This is a genomic window from Jutongia sp. (assembly GCF_057878315.1).
On the sequence record NZ_DBLXSO010000002.1, the window covers coordinates 31,315 to 48,911 of the forward strand.

Genomic DNA, 17,597 nt, shown 5'->3' on the forward strand with positions numbered 1-17,597 from the left:
CCCCCCTTGCCATGTTCTTCCCTCATTCAAGCGTAAGCTCCATCACATGCATGACTGCAGATGCATACTCTGACCACTCCTCCGTTTTCTTTTTCAACTGCTTTCGCCCCTCGGGGGTGATCCGGTAATAAATCCTCTTCTTCCCGGCAGCTTCCCCCTCATAAGAGGTGAGACATCCGCTTTTCTCCAGCGAATGCAGCAGCGGATACAACGTACCCACCTTAAGTTCAAACACATTGTCTGACTTCTGACGCAATTGATCGATCATCTCATATCCATACATATCTTTCTCCTCCAAAAGCCGTAACAAAAGCATCGCGTTGCTCCCTGATAACAAACTTTTCTCCATACAGATTCTCTCCTTTCTGAAATGTTTTCTGTCACGATCGTTACAAATTATAAACCTTTCCAAATAGTAATATCGACTATCGATATATAGATTATATATCGATAGTCGATATTAGTCAAGCATCTTTTTTATTTCCCTTTTATCTGCATTCCGTTATGCGCAAAAATGCATTGCAAGCCCAAAGCACGCCACTGACGGTCACTGCTTTACCTCACGTCTAAGATGTCCTCTGCCCGCAAACAGACACAAGCCATATACCAGAACCGCGGCAAGCAGGATCTGCCACCATGGCCAGATAAACAGGATTCCTCCGGTACCATCAAAGGCTCCTCCGTCCTGATTCATAATTCTTTCGACCATAAGCCAGCTCGCACCGTAACCTGCCAGCGCACCAATGATAATTCCTAGCAGACAACTGATCCCTTTCTCCAGATAGACCATTTTCTGCATCTGTTTCAGGGACATTCCCGCTGCCCGCAGAAGCCAGAACTCTTTCCGGCGCATCGTAATATTTGCGGCAGTGATGTTGAATATCTGCAGCAGGCAGACGGCAAGAATAAATCCACCGACAGCGAGTCCCGTTTTCCGGACAAGCTCCAGAGAACGGTTTAAAACAACGTTGTCGTCCCCAAACTCCATATCCGCATAGCCGGTATCCCCCACCATCTGTCCAAGCTCATAGGAATTATTCTCCGATTCCTCGTTCCATTTCTTCACATAATCTGCAACATCCTTTTTCGATTTGCGGATGTCCCGGACAAATCCGATCCCCTTGCTGCACTTGCCGTACGGAAGCTCGTCCAGCATGCTCATTCCATATGGCATGCCCCATTTCATCATCGTCTGATCCGCCATGATCAGTCCGGCACCGATGCTGGAGCAGCCATCGATCAGAGCCGAATTATAAGGATCCTCCTTCACGATCGCCAGAATCGGAAAACGAATGACCTTGCCCGCATCGATCGCACATTGCTGCATGGCATATTTCATATTAAAGACGCTGTATCCGCCTCCAAACACAGGTGTATTTTCGTATTTTTCAACCGGATATCCCATTGTAGCAAGGTAAGCAGCTGCCTTTTTCCAATACGCCTTCGCCTTCTTCGTATCGCCGCTGTCCGGCTCTTTTCCCTCTGTTTTCTCCAGCTTCGTAAGCATTTTGTCGAAATCCTTTGTCACCTTATGCTCCGCCTCCGGGCTGATCATTTCGATCGTGTCTCCCACTTTATAGTCCGTGACTCGGGTGTCCTCTGTCGTGGTATTTCCTTCGTCATCCTTCTTGTTATACTGATAATCACACAGGATCACACCGTTTTGCTGAACCATTTTGCGGTAATCCAGTGTTCCATCCACAAGCCGGCTTTTCATCCCCTTCAGATGCTTTTCGTCATATCCGACATCCGAAAAGAAGATAAAGGATCCTTCTTCACGTTCGGGTATATGCGCCGACACATCATTGTTCATCGTAAACATGGAACCTGCCAGGAAGAGTCCCGATTTTTGGACACCGCTGCACCCTGCAATCGTCTTGTTGATCTCCTCTATTTTCTTTTCTGAACAGTCCCCATAGATCTGAACAACCTCCGAGTATTCCTGATGTGTTCCCTGTGTGCTGTTCTCCACCGTCGCATAGGTGCTCTCTATTCCGGAAAAAACCACCGAGAACAAAAACAAACTGACCGCCACGCCAATGCAAAGATAAATCTGACTGCCCGGATTCCGGGACATATTACGCACGGCATACTCCCATTCTATGCCAAGAAGACGACCAAGCCCGTGGCTTGTTCTGTGTTTCTTCGGCTTTATTTTCTTTCCACTCCCTTTACGAATACCGTATTCTCCCCCTCGCAGGATTTCCTGAATGGAACTTCCTGCTGCCTGTCTCGCCGGCTCTAACAGTGCAAATAACGTCACACCGATACACAGCAGACAACTGTATACAACCGCAGAAGCATAGAAATGAAATTCCACCGGAACGTCCAGCATCAGGCAGTCATTGATCCAGCCCTGACATGCTTTCAAAAGTCCAAAGCCAACACCTGTCCCTAAAATGGTACTGACCAGTGTCAGCAAAATCCCTTCCGTTCCGAGCATACAGTACAGCTGTCCCCTCGACATGCCGACACAGCGAAGCACGCCGTATTCCTTCATCCGCTCCAGCACCGGAAGCATCATGGTATTGCGGATCACAAGCATGGCAAAGGAAGCAAACAAGGCTCCGATCAGGGCGATCAGGGCATTCCCCGCTGCCTGATTCATGGAATCAATATCATCACCCTGCCCCAGGTGTGCCGCGATCTCTGCATCAATATAAACCCGATACCCGGTCGCTTCTTCCACCTTTTCCTTGCAGCTCTTCAGATCACTCCGGTCTGCTGCCGCAAAGTAAAGCTCCATCGAAACTGTTTTATTCTTCCCCTGATATCCCCACTCATCACCGTCTGCACTGTCACTGTCCACATATATCTTGTCCAGGTATGTCTTGCGGACCTCCGGCAGTGCCTCAAGCTTTTTCTGCATTGACGTGTACTGCTCCGGCGTCCATTCTTCGTCACCGTCAATACTGTCTCTGTTCAGCGGCATCTCCGTGATCCAGAGCTCACAGTCCTTATTGTGCTTCATGGCAGTTTCATAACCGTAATTCATGATCGTCATACCCACTGTAATACTGCAAAAGCACAGAATAACAGAAATCGTGATCGCCATGATCGAATACAGTGTCTGCAGCCGGTGCTTATTGCGGTAACGTAAGGAAAGCGTGACATAATACCCCAGCCTATTCATGCGCATCCCTCCCATCCATTGCAGAAACGTCAGAGGACAGTGCATGCTTCACCTTCGCATCAGAGATCAGCACACCATCGGATAATGTGATGACACGGTCTGCCATCGAAGCGATTGCCGGATCATGTGTGACAACGATCAATGTCAGGCAAAACTCCTCCACGGACCTTTTTAATAATGACATCACTTCCAGCCCGTTCTGGTGATCCAGATTACCGGTCGGCTCATCCGCTAGCAGCAGACTCGGACGGTTGGCAAGCGCTCTTCCGATCGCCACTCTCTGCTTCTGTCCTCCGGAAAGCTCCTCCGGCAGATGATACCGTCTGTCTGTAAGACCGAGAATTTTCAAGAGCTGTTCCAGATACTGCGGATCCATCCGCTTACCATCCAGTCTCACCGGCATCTGTATATTCTCCTCCACATTGAGCACCGGCACCAGATTGTACTCCTGAAATACAAAGCCGATCTTCCTGCGCCGGAACACGGAGCGCTTTGCTTCCCGCTGTCCCAGAACGCTCTCCTCCTCCAGAAAAACGCTTCCCTCCTGCGGCTCATCCATCGTGCCAAGCAGATGAAGCAGCGTGGATTTGCCGGAGCCGCTGGCTCCTGTGATCGCAACAAATTCCCCCTTCTCGACCGAAAAGCTCACATGATCCAGTGCGGTCAGTGTATTATCCTTTTTCCCGTAGATCCTTGTCAGATCCTTAACCTCCAAAAATGCCATACAATCCCCCTCCTCGAATACAATGTAAAAGCCTTGCATTCTGATTTTTCGTGCGCACAATATTTCTTACTCTCCCATCATAACATGACATTCTTACAATCCGGTGAATGTCTGTCTTACAATTTTGTCATTTTTCTCAGAAATGTGAGCTTCTTGAAAAACTAGAATTTTTAAAGGAACTACCTCCAAAAAAACTCTATTATTTTTTTTGCAAATATTATAGAATAGAAATGTACCAAAAAAAATATATATTATAGTTTAGTTTATAGTACATTCTTGCAGAGTGCAATTGCATACTTTTTATGTAAAATACAATTTATCATCAATTACCAGCATTATGAAATGAAAAGGAATGAATCGGAATGGAAACAATACAGATCAAAGCACCTCAAAACCCGGATGATGACTCGTTTACCTGGACTCGCTGCATCGAGACACCAAGCCCAACCGCCAAGAGTACATTTTTTTATGTGCAGGAGGCCGGCATGCTCAAAATGTCCGCAGAACAAGTCTCTGAACGTCAGAACATGCACTCCTATCTTATTGTATGTGTCCTGTCCGGAGAGGGTTATTTTACGTTTCGCGGGAAGCGTACCCATGCCTCTGCCGGTGCCTGTTTCTTCATTGACTGCATGGAACCCTACTCGCACGAAAGCTCCAGAGACTTCCCATGGCAGCTTATATGGGTGCATTTTAACGGAGCTACCTCAAAGCAATATTATCAATATTTCACAAAGAATTTTCCGAATTTATTCTATCCGGTCAGCATTGACAGGGTCGGAGATTTTCTTCGCAAGATCATATTAAACACGCAGCTTAAGACCTCTTACTACGAGGCTTCCAACTCCGGACTGATCGCATCGCTCCTCACCGAGATGATCACGATTCCGAAGACTTCACGGCGCAAGCGTGCTTCCCGCACCTCCATGGATGAGAAGCTGGACGAGATCCTGCATTATCTGCAGACCCACTTCACTGAGAACATCACGCTGGAAGATCTATCGGAGATGTTCTACATATCGAAGTATTATTTGAGCCGCGAGTTCAAGAAAAAGTACGGCGAGGGCATCAACTCCTGCATTAACCTGTTCCGGATCAACCGGGGCAAGGAGCTGCTCCGCTTCACAGACAAGTCCATTCATGAGATCAGCGAAATGTGCGGGATCCCGGATACCAATTACTTTATCAAGCTGTTCAAATCGGCGGAGAATATGACACCGTCCGAATACAGACAGAAATGGAAAGGATAATATTATACCGGGGGCTGTCAATCATTCCCGGGTATAGAAACGAGCTTGTGAAATAAATCCCAATTAAAAACACCCGAACCGGCAACTTATCGGTTCAGGTGTTTTTTTAACTTTTTTTTCAAAACGCTGCTTTACTGATACTGCACTGCGATCACCGTATCTGCTTTATCCGGTTTCTTTTCCGGCATCTTAATGATCACTTTCTTACCGGTCGCATTATATTTTAATTTCTTTCCATTCTGTAATAAATATACTTTTTTGACCTTTTTTCCTGCATATTTCTTTGTCACAAGCTTCTGATCCTTCGGCCATTTCATCACATGTGCATAGATCACATTATCCTTTCGGGTGTATCTTCCCCAGGACGGCTTCTTTGCAAATGGCGTTCCGGAGGTTCCGTAAATACTGTCACCATATCGATTCATCCAGTTACCAATGCCCTTCAGGATCTTCCTGCTGCCGGCGGTCATGGTTCCATCTCCCTTAGGACCTATATTGAGCAGATAATTGCCGTCCTTGGATGCCACCTCGACCAGATCCTGAATCATATGGCGCACATTGTAATAGGATTTTTCACAGTCCTTTTTGTATCCCCAGGCGTTGTTCATCGTCTGGCAGGTTTCCCACGGTCTGGACAGTGCCTTTTCCGGAATGCTCTGCTCCGGACATTCAAAATCTCCAAGTCCAAAGCTTCTGCACACGCGTTCATTCACGATAATGTCCGATTTAAGGGACTTCATATACTGATACAGATCCTGTCCGTCCTGCTTTGTCCACCATTTCTTCAGGGTCGGATTGTCCTTCTTATAGGTCCAGTCTCCATCAAACCACATGATTTCCGGATCATAGGTATCAACCAGCTCCTTTAGCTGTGCTTTCATATCAGCAATATATGCGGTACGCGCCTCCCAGGATGCCATCTTCGTAAAATCTCCCTCCACCGTCTGGGAAGAATGATTCCAGTCAATGATCGAATAATACAGGCCAAAATGGATCCCCGCCTGCTGACACGCATTTTTCAGTTCCATAATGATATCCCTGTTTGTTTTTCCAAACGGCGTATACTGCTGCAGGCTGTATATTTTCTGTCCGGTCGTATCGGTAAAGCTTGCAACCTTTGTATCCCACATCGCAAGACCTTCATGATGCTTCGCCGTAAATACCAGATACTTCATCCCCGCCTTTTTGGCATAGGATACGATCTCCTGCGCATCAAACTTCTCCGGATCAAACTTTGCAGAAATCGTCTTCTGATATGTTTCCTTGGAAATTCCTTCCGTCTGCATCGCCCATTCGCCGTGTCCGAAATAGGAGTACGATCCGAAATGGATAAACATTCCAAACTTGTCATCCGCCCACCACTTCATATTGTCCGGCACATTATAAGCATGAGCCATCGTGCCGCTCCCTGCCAGTCCTGTCAGGAGACAGAAAAGCAACAATAAGCTGAGCAATTTTCTTTTCCAATTAAATCCTGTTTTCATCGTATATTTCCTTCCTTTCATACCCTGCAACCGGGTGCAAACGATGTTTTGATTCCGATATTTTCCGCAGACTGCTTCATTACCATCTGCCTTTACTCTTTTACTATTGCATCATACCATATCAACCGGGCGCAATGTAACGTATTCTCTTGCGCAAAATCCGGCTGCCGAGAATTTCTCTCAGATTTCCGTTCTCCGCAATGATGCATTTCGATTTTTTCCCACACACGAAAAAAATCGTCAGTGTATCCACAAACCAGGATACACCGACGATTTTATTATTTTCAATAATCTGATTTAATTCTTATATTTAAAAATTACGTCGAGACCGTTATCCGGATGATATGACCAGCTGACATCATAATACTCGTAAGATTCCGTCTGTCTTCCCATTAAAGCATTGGTTTCACACATTTCATCATATAGGGAATCCGGAAGTCCAAGTGTTTTAATAATCACTAAAACATCACTTACCGTATCGTAGTCATATTCATTCTGGGCATCAACAATAATAGAGGCTTTATCCGAAGAAAGAGAAGTGCCGGACCTTATCCCCTTTCTTATCTTGCGTTATCCATCGCCTTTTGATATTCCTCCTGCTTGCGCTGAAAATCCTCCAGTTCTTTCTGCTGACGTTCCAAATTATCAATTGTCGCCTGATATCCATCAACAGCATTTTGATACATTTCCTGCTCCTCTTCCAGTTCCTGCGTTTTTTCATCCTCTTGTGTGCTGCTTCCGCATCCGGCGAAACAGCCAATGCACAACACAAGAAGCATTCCAAATATCATTTTCTTAAATGTCTTTTTCATTTCCAACCTCCTCTCTGCGGGGAGCCACTGTCGGATTCGGAAGCTTTGTTGCATATTCCGAAGAGCTTACCTCCTGATCAGAAGATGTCTCCGTCGCCACTCCAGCCGCCCGGACAATATCCTCTGTAAAATAATCCGCAAGCAACTTGATCAGATTTGTCACAAAATAACAGATCAGCGCCAGACCGATCACAAAAAGCAACAAACTGAAGCTATCCCTCACAATTTCACTCAAGTCACATACATTATGTGATACCTGCGCAGATGCATTTTGAATGCCGGTATAAGCATCACCCCCATATGTTTCATAAGAAGCTCCACTTCCCGTACCCATCCCTTTAATTTCAGATGAATATTGCATTGCAACCGCACCGCTGACGATTCCCGCCGCATTTCCCAGCACCTGAAGTGCCGTAAACACTTTCTTTTTCACTATAATTACCTCCCTTTGTGTATTTGATGGTCTCATTATATACTACGGTTGTCCAATAATGTCTTATTTTTTTAATCATTCGTCGATTCCCGGAAATCAGCGCAAAAAAATGGCTAACCCAAAGCTAAGCCTCGGATCAGCCACCATAAAACTTTCCATTCTACAACGTCAGGAACCAATCCACGATCAGACGGATCGGCATATTTATTGTCTTCTTTGTTGTCGGTAAGGACAAAAACAATGCCCGATATTGAAAAACCGTTTAATTTTTTTCTTTAAGACATTCCACAGTATTCTTTTGGATCCTCTTTAAAAATACATATCCCACCAGGCATGCGGCAAACTCTGTGATGGGAAATGCCCACCAGATCAATGAAATACCTGCCTGACCATTTCTGACACAAATTGAGAATATTCCCGCCAGCGGTAAAATGATCACAAGCTGTCTGAGCAGAGAGATAACAAGTGATTCAATACCGCCGTCCAATGCCTGATAAATTCCCTGATATGCGACATTGATCCCTGCAAAAATAAAGCTGATCGAAATAATTCTCATTGCACTGATAAAGTGTTCTCTTGACTGCCCTGCGTTAAACAGTGCTGCAAATGCATCCGGGAATATTTCAGTGACCAAAATTCCAAACAACATCAAGGCGATCGTGTAGATGAGACCATACCTGATTCCGGCTTTTATTCTCTTTTTATTTCTCATTCCGTATGCAAAAGCAATAATCGGGGTAATGGCATCCCTGAGTCCAAAGGCAAGGAATAACACAAACTGCTGCACCTTATAAAACAATCCGTATGCCGTCTGCGCCGAAGGATTGAATTTCAATATCAGATTCATCACATACACCATGATAGACATTAACGCCTGCGCAATGATCGCCGGGAGACCGATTGCATAAATTTGCTTTATGATTCCGACATTTGGTTTCATATATTTCAGATCATGTTCAAATTCTTTGTTTAATTTCATATGAAAAATAAAGAGTAATACCGCGGACGCAACCTGACCGATTACCGTCGCATATGCAGCACCCTTCACTCCCATTTCCGGGACAGGTCCAATTCCATAGATCATAATTGGATCAAGAATAATATTTACGACCGCTCCTACAACCTGACCAATGGTTGAATACAGAGAACGTCCGGTTGCCTGTAACAGTTTTTCAAACAACGAAAAGAAAATGATACCAAAAGAAATCACACAGCAGATTCTAAGATAACTTGTTCCCATAGAAATCACTTCCGGATCCACTGTCTGTGATGAGATATATGTTTTCACACCAAAAGTTCCAAATAATAAGCATACCGCATAAATGATCACTCCCAGAGACAAACTGTTTCCGGCAACTTTTGCAGCCTTTTTGCTGTCTCCCTGTCCAAGTGTTCTTGCGAGAAGTGCATTGGTTCCCACGCCGGTTCCAATGCCAACTGCTACCATAAGCATCTGCACCGGGAACACCAGAGTAAGTGCATTCAATGCAGCTTCGCTCCCCACCTTCATATTTCCGACAAAAGCACTGTCCACAATATTGTACACTGCCTGCAGTGCCATCGACAAGATCATCGGTATGCCCATCTGCACCATCAGTTTATTCACCGGCATTTCCTTCATTTTGTTGCTTTCTTTCATTTTGATCCAATCCTCCTGTTTGTTCCACAAAAAAAACGTGTACTTATCGATAAGCTGGACTTACGCAGATAAGCGGCACGCCTGTTAATGGTATTATTAAAAAAACGAGCAGCAAAACCGGATTTACGCTCGTTTGCTACTCGTTCAATAAATTATTATATTTCTCATTTTTGAAAAAGTCAACCGTTTTTTAATTGGGGGGCTACAATAATGTGCCCACGAAAATAGCAATTGTTAACAGCCAGTTTCGTTCAGATGCCATTTCCCTCTTTACAAGATCAAACTCCACACTTTTTTCAAAATATTAGCCATCACTATGCTTCCAAAATCTCTGTTCTTTTTTCTATCAGTTGAATCAAATTCTCCTGTAAATGCTCTGGCAGCCTGGATTGCCGACACAACTTAATTAATTTTACTTTCTGAGACACCAGCCTTTTTATCATTTTTTCAGCCGCTATCTTCGACAGTCCACATGTTTGTGCAAATATCAGAAAATCCTTTCGGCGTACATTCATTTTTTTGCCATTCATAGGAAGCGCCAGCTGTTCTTTGTCCTCTGGCATAATTATATTAACCGGCAAAAGATCATACGCAGGAGACAATACATATTCTCCATTTCCTTCATCTGTTTCAATCAGAGAAAAATTTTTCAAATGCATATCTGAATTTCCAACCACAAACGAAAACAATATCCTCAAATAAAATTCCGTCATGTCCAACCCCTTCCGGCTGGAATATTTCTTAATTATTTTAGCACACCTTTCGTAGGAACCACGGTATTTATCCTGTGTTAATCGAAGATCTAACTGACAAAAATCTTCCATTGCATACATTTTAATTGTGTCCTTTTCAAACTTTCGATCTACACGCTTTGTAATATACGCAAATTGTCCATTCTGTTCCATCAAAGCATGAGGTACCGTAAATATTCCGACAGCATCCGCCATGCTCATTACAAGCTGTTCCGCTTCCGGCAATGCTTCAAATTCTGTAACTTGCGGCTTCAATATATAGCCGGTAGGATAATTCACCAAAGTAAGTCTGGAATGTCCCGATTCCGAAAAAAGATGTAACGAAAGCTTTTTCTGAACCCCTGGCACTGTATATCCCTTCGTCGTACTTTCCAAAGCCAATTGATTTAATGAGTTTTCATCAATTTCCAATTTAGGAAGCTCTGTTGTTGCAAAAAAGTGCTCAATGCATCTTTTATGCCAGCCTTGATATCCTTTATCCTGAAGAGATTTTCCACAACATAAACAATTCATATCTTCTCCTCCTGTATGCTGACATTACCTATCGCATCCTTGCACGCAACAAGCAGTAAACCAAACCGATCATTTCGATCGATTTTCCAATTTCGTCTAACCACATCTAACAACCATCCCTCAGGAATCAATCCGTCAAAAAACGAAAAAAGGGTTTTGGAATAATAAGTCTGCTGGGTCAATGGTAATGTCAAAGAAACCACAGATGCTCCATCTGTCTGCATATATTTTTCATCATAAGAAAAAGAGTACCCTTCATCCGTTTCACAAAGCGTTCCGGCAAAAATATTCCTCACATAAACATAGGCTGTTCGCATTGTATTCATTCGTCATTCTCCCTTCTTCCCGGCACCGCTTCCATATCAAACATAGCCAATGCTGTATTTACCTTATCCATACGTACGGTTTCTTTCCCCTGTTCCAAATCCCGTACAAAACGAAGTCCTAATCCTGAACGAACCGAAAATTCCTCCTGCGTTAATCCCGCCTCTTTTCGTTTTCTTTTCACAAACTCTGCTATCTTATTCATACTTATAAATGTTCCTTTCTCAGACTGCAAACCTTGGATACAACAACAAAGCTGCAATATTTTACATACTATCCCCCATTTCCATGATTAATATTCTTATATTTTATACCTTATCGGGTATAAAATCAAGATGCAACGGCTTAATTATACCCGAAAAGGTATAATCGTACCATGTTCAATAGATATTATACCTTATCGGGTATAATTCAAAACAATTTCTTTGTTTTTGCCCTATCACCATTTACAATCCTCCATTTTACAGCCCTTTCTGAAACACTCCATCTTTATTCGTCAACCTTTCCGTTCTACAGGTTGACAATTCATTTTTTCCTGTGCTACAGTAGAAATCAGAATAACATGAGAAAGGAATATCAATTACTTATGACTACAACATATGATAAAGAAACGGATCCCGTTCTTTCCAGAGAGGATGCCATTGCAATTTTAAACACACCCGATGATCAGCTTCAGGATCTGGTTGACCGTGCCGCTGCGTTACGTTATAAATACAAAGGCAACCGTGTCAGCATCCACATTCTGACCAATGCACGAAGCGGAAACTGCTCTCAGGATTGCGCTTACTGCGCCCAGTCCTGCCGTTCCACCGCAGATATTGAGAAATACAAATGGGTCGATGAAGATAAGTTATATCACAACAATGACTTCGTCAATGAGCATCACCTGTCAAGACATTGCATCGGATTAAGCGGTATGAAATTTACCGATCAGGAGATTGAAGAGCTCGCACGCCGCATCCGCAAGATGAAGGAACACGGAACACACCTCTGCTGCTCCATCGGATTTCTGACTGAAAAGCAGGCGAAAATGCTGAAGGATGCCGGTCTGGACCGCATCAACCACAATCTGAACAGCAGCCGCTCTTTTTATCATAATATTTGCTCCACACATACCTTCGAGCAGCGTGTCGACAACATTCGTATGCTGCAGCGGCTTGGCTTTGAGATCTGTAGCGGCGGCATTGTCGGTATGGGAGAAAGTAAAGAAGATATTGTTGATATGCTTTTGGAATTGCGGGAGATCCAGCCGGAGGCACTTCCGATCAACTTCCTGCTGCCGATCAAGGGAACTCCCCTCGGCGACGCTGACACCTCCGGTCTGACCACGGAATATTGCCTGAAGGTTCTCTGTCTTGCCCGACTTCTGGTGCCGCAATCCGATATCCGCTGTGCTGCCGGACGCGAGGTATACTTTAAAGGACAGGAGAAGAAGCTTTTAAGTGTTGTCGATTCCATTTTTGCTTCCGGCTATCTGACAGAGGGCGGACAGAGCATTCAGGGTACCCTCCGGACCATTACAGACGCCGGATTTACCTATGAAATCGAATCTGCTTAATATTGTTAAGACTGCGGGGAAGAATAATACTCTTCCCCTGTATCCAGGCATATCGCGGCAAGTCTGCCACCCGGATAATGTGCACCGCAGTCAATGACGATATGATTGTTCTTCTTATAGATAACCCCCGGATTCGGATTATCCTTGATCTGCTGTGTCGGTGTGTGCCCCGTCACCACAATAACATCATCAAAATATCTGACATTATAATCCGCTCTCATCCACATCAGCTCTTCCAGAGAATAATCTTCTATCTCCTTCTCCGGAGAATAATTTCCAAGACCCGCATGAACAAGCAGATAATCCCTGCCGCCTGCGGACACTTCTTCGTACACCAAAAAATCACTCATGAACTCAATGATTTCCTGCTGTTCTTCTGCATCCAGTTCTCTAAACTCTTCAAACGTTGACAGCCCTCCGTTGTATTGCCACATCCAAAGATCCTTCCTATCTTCTTCATCGAGTCCAAAAACAGATTGTGCATCTGCTGTCATAAGCAATTTCAGGCATCGCAATGCCATCAGCTCATGGTTGCCGACCATACAAATTACATTTGGCATTTCCTTTAGCTTCTGAAGCGTTTTGATCGGATGCGGGCCTCTGTCGACCACATCTCCTAAAATATAAAGGGTATCCGAATCCTTTAGCGGAATCTTTTCAAGCAGTTCCATAAACATATCATATTGTCCATGAATATCTGAAATTACATATGTCGCCATTTAAATCTCCTCATTCAATGATGCAAAGGGTAAAAGCAGATAGCAATGTACGTTTCCATACAAATCATTAGTATCCCCATTATAGCGGGATTTTTGCGCCAGCACAAGCATTTTCCTATAATGTCAAAAAGAGAAATGAAAGTCTCTTTTCGATTCTTCCATTTCCCTTTTATTCTATAAGGATATCGTGATTTATTCCCCCTGATAATAACGTATCCTTCTCAGATAATTGATTACTTTTATTTACTTACCATTTTCACGGTTACGGTTCCTAACACTTTCTTCGTCATGCAGTTACGAACCAGGAAGGTCAGTGTATCGGAAAGCTCGGCTGTTCTGTACTGATCATGTTCTGTCAGCGCACCGCCTTTGCCCATGGAATCGTCTCCATAACCACCCTCACTGTCCATTTCATTGCCCTTCTCATCGAGAAGATAAAAATTAACGTCAGAGTCATCTGTTTTGATCCATTTATTCCAGTTCTGTGCATTCGGATCGGTTGTATGATACTTGATCGTACAATTCATATTGAGTGCACTCTTCTCAAACTCAACCTCGTCAAGAACCAGCTTTGTTCCCTTTATAGTCTGTATCTTCTCCGGCTCGTAGCGAACTATTTCTGATTTTCCGGACTGGTCATTTAAGGTAAATGCAATGGAACTTTTAAGTTCCTGATCCTCCTGTCCCGGTACATAAACAATCGTATCACAAGTGTAATCTAACTTCTGTGTCTTGGCGTTGTTTTCAAAGGTGATCGTATAAACAAGCGTACCATCCGCCTCTGTCTGATAATCCATAGATTGTGTGGCTACATCTGCACCAACCCAGGCACTGACCTCAACACAGGTCTTATTCTTGCGCTTTGCATACTGCGCGATCGTTTCCTTGCCGGTATCCTCTCCGGCAATTTTAAGCTCCGTTGCCCAGAATTTATCTCTTTCTGACCAGCACTCAGAAGGTACCAGCAAATACTTATCGCTGGCAGGCTTTGCAACCGCCTCTACATAAACCTGATTCTTGTCACAAAGAGCCTCTCTCACAGAAAAGTCCGCATATGCCGACTGCTTTACATTACTGCCTGCCTCCTGCTTTACATTGATCTCCCTGAGATTTTTCGCCTGATCTTTAATCTCCTTTGTTTCCCCCGAAAAAAGAGATAAGATACTGGTGTGATTGATTGCTGCATACGCTGCTCCCACGCCCTGTGTTACTACCAAACATGACAATACTGCCGCCACGGCAATCCTTTTATAATTCCAGAATTTTCTCATATCATTCGTCTCCTTCATCTGCATTCTTCGAAGGGTTTTCTGATTAAGAATTTTATCCGGTTTAACCTCCTGTTGATAAACATCTTTTAACAACTGATCCATTTCATATTTCATAACCTCTTCCCTCCAAATATGATCTGATATTTTGTCTTGCTTTGGCCAGGCGGCTCAGCACTGTTCCCCTTGGTATGTGTAGTATTCCTGCAATCTCCCCGGTGGAATAGTCCTGCGTATAATGAAGAAGAACGACCACTCTCTGTTTGTCCGGTAACTGCTTAACGGCTGTCATCACATCACGCCCCACTTCCTGCTCCAAAATATTGCCAAGCGGATCGTTCTGCGCTGTGATCACCCATTCTGCGCTCTCATAACTAACCTCCGGTACCAATTCTCTTCGCCGCTTGTCCTTTTTCCTCCGGTTCTTCCATAGATTCACAGAAATACCCATCAGGAAGCTCCTGATATTGCCACCGCGATCCAGTCTGTGGCCGATCTGAATCGCTTTCACAAAAGTATCCTGATAAAGATCATCCGCCTCTTCACGACTCCCGGTCAGATGAAAGCAAAAGCGGTAAATGTCATCCCCATATTCCTGTATGATCTGTTCCATTTCCTGTGATGACATCCGCTTTCACCTCCCGTCCGATTTGTCCGTGTTTTGATCTTCACTTATATATTGTCGTGGAAATTCTGTTGATTCATTTGAAACGATACATTTTTTTAATTTCTTTCTGCTGCATATAAAAATCCCCTGCAGACCGCTGTCTACAGGGGATTGTCTCTACTGGGCTAACCAGATTCGAACTGGTGAATGCAGGAGTCAAAGTCCTGTGCCTTACCGCTTGGCGATAGCCCACTACTATATTGTGCTTCCCGTCATAATAAGTAAGAAAAGCACCATTGTCGCTGTATCGTAAGTCAAAAGTTTCCTATACAGTAACAAAAATCCCTGCTATAGTACTATAACAAGGATTCTAAGGTGGATACTGGGATTCGAACCCAGGGCCTCCAGAGCCACAATCTGGCGCGCTAACCAGCTGCGCTATACCCACCATAAATATAATGTGGCGAGTTCTCCGCTGATACGAAAAACTGCTGACTTTATATAATCAAAGCAATGCTTTGATAAACGTGCCAGAAGGGATTCGAACCCCCGACAAACGGCTTAGAAGGCCGTTGCTCTATCCAACTGAGCTACTAGCACAAAGAGCGGGTGATGGGAATCGAACCCACGTATCCAGCTTGGAAGGCTGGTGTTCTACCATTGAACTACACCCGCATAAATTGGAAAGCTCAAAATCAACTTCCCTATATAAAATTTATAATTGCGTCACAATCGGGGTGACAGGATTCGAACCTGCGACCCCCTGATCCCAAATCAGGTACACTAGCCAAACTGTGCCACACCCCGAAAAGTTTTAAGTCATTTCCGTGACGCAAGTAAGAGTATATTATAGTTTAACAGAATTGTCAACACTTTTTTTCAAATTTTTTAATTTTTTTCTTTATTTCTTTCGAGAAAGCCGCGAAAACCCTTTTCTACCTGCTTTCTCGGCAGCATCACACGATGACCGCACCCGAGACATTCCATCTTAATATCCATTCCGACACGCACCAGCTTCCAGCGGTTCTCTCCGCAGGGATGCTGCTTCTTCATTTTAATCACGTCGCCTACCTGAAGTTCCATCTCCATCTCCTGCCTTTCCAGTCTGCATTTTACTCATCATACCATTTCCTTGGCTTCGTTGCAATTACTTGTATTCTTTTTCTTAGCATAACGCCAAAGTATACACAACCGTAACAAGTCCACTGATCACGCATGGTGCTGCCCGGATTCTACCAGAATATAATTCAGAATCCCGCCCAATGCTCCGCTCAGACCGATAGAAGCCCGGATGTTCTATGACCTGTGTCGCAGCCTGTTTGACAGACGGTTAATTGCCTTTCCTATTTCTTTTTATTTCCAATTTATTTTAAATAGATACTTGCATAAAATCGTAAAAAGATGTATATTATACTACACAACATAGTTATCAATACTACATGTATTTATTTTCGTTACCACATATTATGAAATATCCGCTGTATGATACTCCTGTACAATGCTCGTCAGGCAAATACAATCGTCAGAAGCCGACTTGTTGTACCGGTATAAACCAGCCTGGAAAGGAGAGATTTCTATGACAACCATGACAAATTCACAAACATACTCCGGGAAACCGGTAATTTCACATTCCACGGCAGTTACGCACACCGCTTTCCGTTTGAAGGATCCGGCAAGTGCGATCACGCATTTTATCGGAATGATCGCTGCAATCTCTGCGGCTCCTTTCTTATTAGAAAAGGCGGTTTTCACCGGTAACGCCAAAGCAATGATTGCCAGCTCGCTTTTTATTTTGAGCATGATCCTTTTGTACGGTGCCAGCACCTTTTACCATGCGATCATCACAAATGACAAGGCAACTCTTCTGCTCAAGAAGCTGGATCACATCATGATCTATTTTCTGATTGCCGGAAGCTATACTCCGGTCTGCATGCTTGTGCTTCCTGCACGAACCGGCACTCCTCTGTGTGCTGTCGTCTGGTGTCTTGCATTTGCCGGACTGTTTCTGACGATCTGCTGGGTAGATTCCCCGAAATGGCTCAATTCCACCATCTACATTGCCATGGGCTGGCTCTGCATCTTCGCGATCCGCAGCATTTATCATTTCATGAGTCCGCAGGCATTTACCTGGCTTTTTGCCGGTGGTGTCATCTACACGATCGGCGGCGTGATCTACGCCCTGAAGCTCCCGGTATTCAATAAGCTTCATCCGGGCTTCGGCGGACATGAGATCTTCCATCTGTTCGTGATGGGCGGAAGTCTGTGCCACTTCATTATGGTTTACGGCTATCTGCTTTCATAAGCCGCAAAATTGTGGCTTACGGCTATCTGCTTTCGTAGACTGCAAAATTACGGTTTACGGCTATCTGCTTTCATAAGCC

Annotated in this window: 17 protein-coding genes and 5 tRNA genes; 3 read left to right on the plus strand and 19 right to left on the minus strand. The window is 44.3% G+C overall.

Annotation, left to right across the window (positions count from 1 at the left end):
• Positions 1 to 22: 22 nt before the first annotated feature.
• The 3 genes from ACZLMD_RS00635 to ACZLMD_RS00645 all read right to left on the minus strand — a co-directional run bounded on the left by ACZLMD_RS00635 (position 23) and on the right by ACZLMD_RS00645 (position 3,857).
• Positions 23 to 355 (minus strand): PadR family transcriptional regulator, encoded by a 333-nt coding sequence (locus ACZLMD_RS00635; RefSeq protein ID WP_118559036.1) that lies wholly within the window; start codon positions 353 to 355, stop codon positions 23 to 25.
• A 192-nt stretch (positions 356 to 547) separates the two neighbouring features.
• The gene (locus ACZLMD_RS00640; protein WP_489494934.1) at positions 548 to 3,133 is read right to left on the minus strand and encodes an ABC transporter permease; all 2,586 of its coding nucleotides are present in this window, start codon (positions 3,131 to 3,133) and stop codon (positions 548 to 550) included.
• Positions 3,126 to 3,857, minus strand: coding sequence for an ABC transporter ATP-binding protein (locus tag ACZLMD_RS00645; RefSeq protein ID WP_489494935.1), 732 nt, complete (start codon positions 3,855 to 3,857; stop codon positions 3,126 to 3,128). Before ACZLMD_RS00645 ends, ACZLMD_RS00640 begins: the two co-directional genes overlap by 8 nt.
• 362 nt (positions 3,858 to 4,219) lie before the next feature.
• Between ACZLMD_RS00645 and ACZLMD_RS00650 the strand changes: the two genes are divergently transcribed.
• Positions 4,220 to 5,107: a helix-turn-helix transcriptional regulator gene (locus tag ACZLMD_RS00650; protein WP_022307139.1), complete on the plus strand. Its 888-nt coding sequence runs from the start codon at positions 4,220 to 4,222 to the stop codon at positions 5,105 to 5,107.
• A gap of 131 nt (positions 5,108 to 5,238) precedes the next feature.
• Here the strand turns inward: ACZLMD_RS00650 and ACZLMD_RS00655 are convergent, their stop codons facing one another.
• From ACZLMD_RS00655 to ACZLMD_RS00685, 7 genes are all read right to left on the minus strand, one after another.
• On the minus strand, positions 5,239 to 6,591 hold the full coding sequence (locus ACZLMD_RS00655; RefSeq protein WP_489494936.1) for an alpha-L-fucosidase: 1,353 nt from the start codon (positions 6,589 to 6,591) through the stop codon (positions 5,239 to 5,241).
• 560 nt (positions 6,592 to 7,151) lie between these two features.
• The gene (locus tag ACZLMD_RS00660; RefSeq protein ID WP_022307141.1) at positions 7,152 to 7,403 is read right to left on the minus strand and encodes a hypothetical protein; all 252 of its coding nucleotides are present in this window, start codon (positions 7,401 to 7,403) and stop codon (positions 7,152 to 7,154) included.
• Positions 7,387 to 7,836 (minus strand): hypothetical protein, encoded by a 450-nt coding sequence (locus ACZLMD_RS00665; RefSeq protein WP_118559006.1) that lies wholly within the window; start codon positions 7,834 to 7,836, stop codon positions 7,387 to 7,389. Before ACZLMD_RS00665 ends, ACZLMD_RS00660 begins: the two co-directional genes overlap by 17 nt.
• 262 nt (positions 7,837 to 8,098) lie before the next feature.
• A complete protein-coding gene (locus ACZLMD_RS00670; RefSeq protein ID WP_489494938.1) occupies positions 8,099 to 9,475 on the minus strand; it encodes an MATE family efflux transporter in 1,377 nt (458 codons plus the stop codon).
• Positions 9,476 to 9,789: 314 nt separating this feature from the next.
• The gene (locus ACZLMD_RS00675) at positions 9,790 to 10,740 is read right to left on the minus strand and encodes a type II toxin-antitoxin system HipA family toxin (RefSeq protein ID WP_489494941.1); all 951 of its coding nucleotides are present in this window, start codon (positions 10,738 to 10,740) and stop codon (positions 9,790 to 9,792) included.
• Positions 10,737 to 11,066 carry a HipA N-terminal domain-containing protein gene (locus ACZLMD_RS00680; protein WP_118559009.1) on the minus strand — a complete coding sequence of 110 codons (330 nt, stop codon included), beginning with the start codon at positions 11,064 to 11,066 and terminating at the stop codon, positions 10,737 to 10,739. The genes ACZLMD_RS00675 and ACZLMD_RS00680 overlap by 4 nt, the downstream gene beginning before the upstream one ends.
• Positions 11,063 to 11,269, minus strand: coding sequence for a helix-turn-helix domain-containing protein (locus tag ACZLMD_RS00685; protein WP_022307147.1), 207 nt, complete (start codon positions 11,267 to 11,269; stop codon positions 11,063 to 11,065). Before ACZLMD_RS00685 ends, ACZLMD_RS00680 begins: the two co-directional genes overlap by 4 nt.
• A gap of 381 nt (positions 11,270 to 11,650) precedes the next feature.
• Between ACZLMD_RS00685 and bioB the strand changes: the two genes are divergently transcribed.
• A complete protein-coding gene (bioB, locus tag ACZLMD_RS00690; RefSeq protein ID WP_482523758.1) occupies positions 11,651 to 12,622 on the plus strand; it encodes a biotin synthase BioB in 972 nt (323 codons plus the stop codon).
• 5 nt (positions 12,623 to 12,627) lie between these two features.
• Here bioB and ACZLMD_RS00695 read toward each other — a convergent pair whose 3' ends face one another.
• The 9 genes from ACZLMD_RS00695 to ACZLMD_RS00735 all read right to left on the minus strand — a co-directional run bounded on the left by ACZLMD_RS00695 (position 12,628) and on the right by ACZLMD_RS00735 (position 16,305).
• Positions 12,628 to 13,341, minus strand: a complete 714-nt coding sequence (locus tag ACZLMD_RS00695) for a metallophosphoesterase family protein (RefSeq protein ID WP_118559011.1) — start codon at positions 13,339 to 13,341, stop codon at positions 12,628 to 12,630.
• Between the two features lie 239 nt (positions 13,342 to 13,580).
• Positions 13,581 to 14,726, minus strand: a complete 1,146-nt coding sequence (locus ACZLMD_RS00700; protein WP_022307150.1) for a DUF4179 domain-containing protein — start codon at positions 14,724 to 14,726, stop codon at positions 13,581 to 13,583.
• Positions 14,716 to 15,237: an RNA polymerase sigma factor gene (locus ACZLMD_RS00705; RefSeq protein WP_489494943.1), complete on the minus strand. Its 522-nt coding sequence runs from the start codon at positions 15,235 to 15,237 to the stop codon at positions 14,716 to 14,718. Before ACZLMD_RS00705 ends, ACZLMD_RS00700 begins: the two co-directional genes overlap by 11 nt.
• Before the next feature lie 159 nt (positions 15,238 to 15,396).
• A tRNA-Gln gene (locus ACZLMD_RS00710) sits at positions 15,397 to 15,468 on the minus strand.
• 122 nt (positions 15,469 to 15,590) lie between these two features.
• A tRNA-His gene (locus tag ACZLMD_RS00715) sits at positions 15,591 to 15,664 on the minus strand.
• A gap of 78 nt (positions 15,665 to 15,742) precedes the next feature.
• Positions 15,743 to 15,816, minus strand: a tRNA-Arg gene (locus ACZLMD_RS00720).
• Between the two features lie 4 nt (positions 15,817 to 15,820).
• Positions 15,821 to 15,891, minus strand: a tRNA-Gly gene (locus tag ACZLMD_RS00725).
• A 57-nt stretch (positions 15,892 to 15,948) separates the two neighbouring features.
• Positions 15,949 to 16,023: transfer RNA gene (locus ACZLMD_RS00730), tRNA-Pro, on the minus strand.
• 81 nt (positions 16,024 to 16,104) lie between these two features.
• Complete coding sequence (locus ACZLMD_RS00735) at positions 16,105 to 16,305, minus strand: DUF951 domain-containing protein (protein ID WP_482522048.1); 201 nt, start codon at positions 16,303 to 16,305, stop codon at positions 16,105 to 16,107.
• 487 nt (positions 16,306 to 16,792) lie between these two features.
• Here ACZLMD_RS00735 and trhA point away from each other — a divergent pair, with 487 nt between their 5' ends.
• Complete coding sequence (gene trhA / locus ACZLMD_RS00740) at positions 16,793 to 17,518, plus strand: PAQR family membrane homeostasis protein TrhA (RefSeq protein WP_489494944.1); 726 nt, start codon at positions 16,793 to 16,795, stop codon at positions 17,516 to 17,518.
• The last annotated feature ends 79 nt before the right edge of the window (positions 17,519 to 17,597 follow it).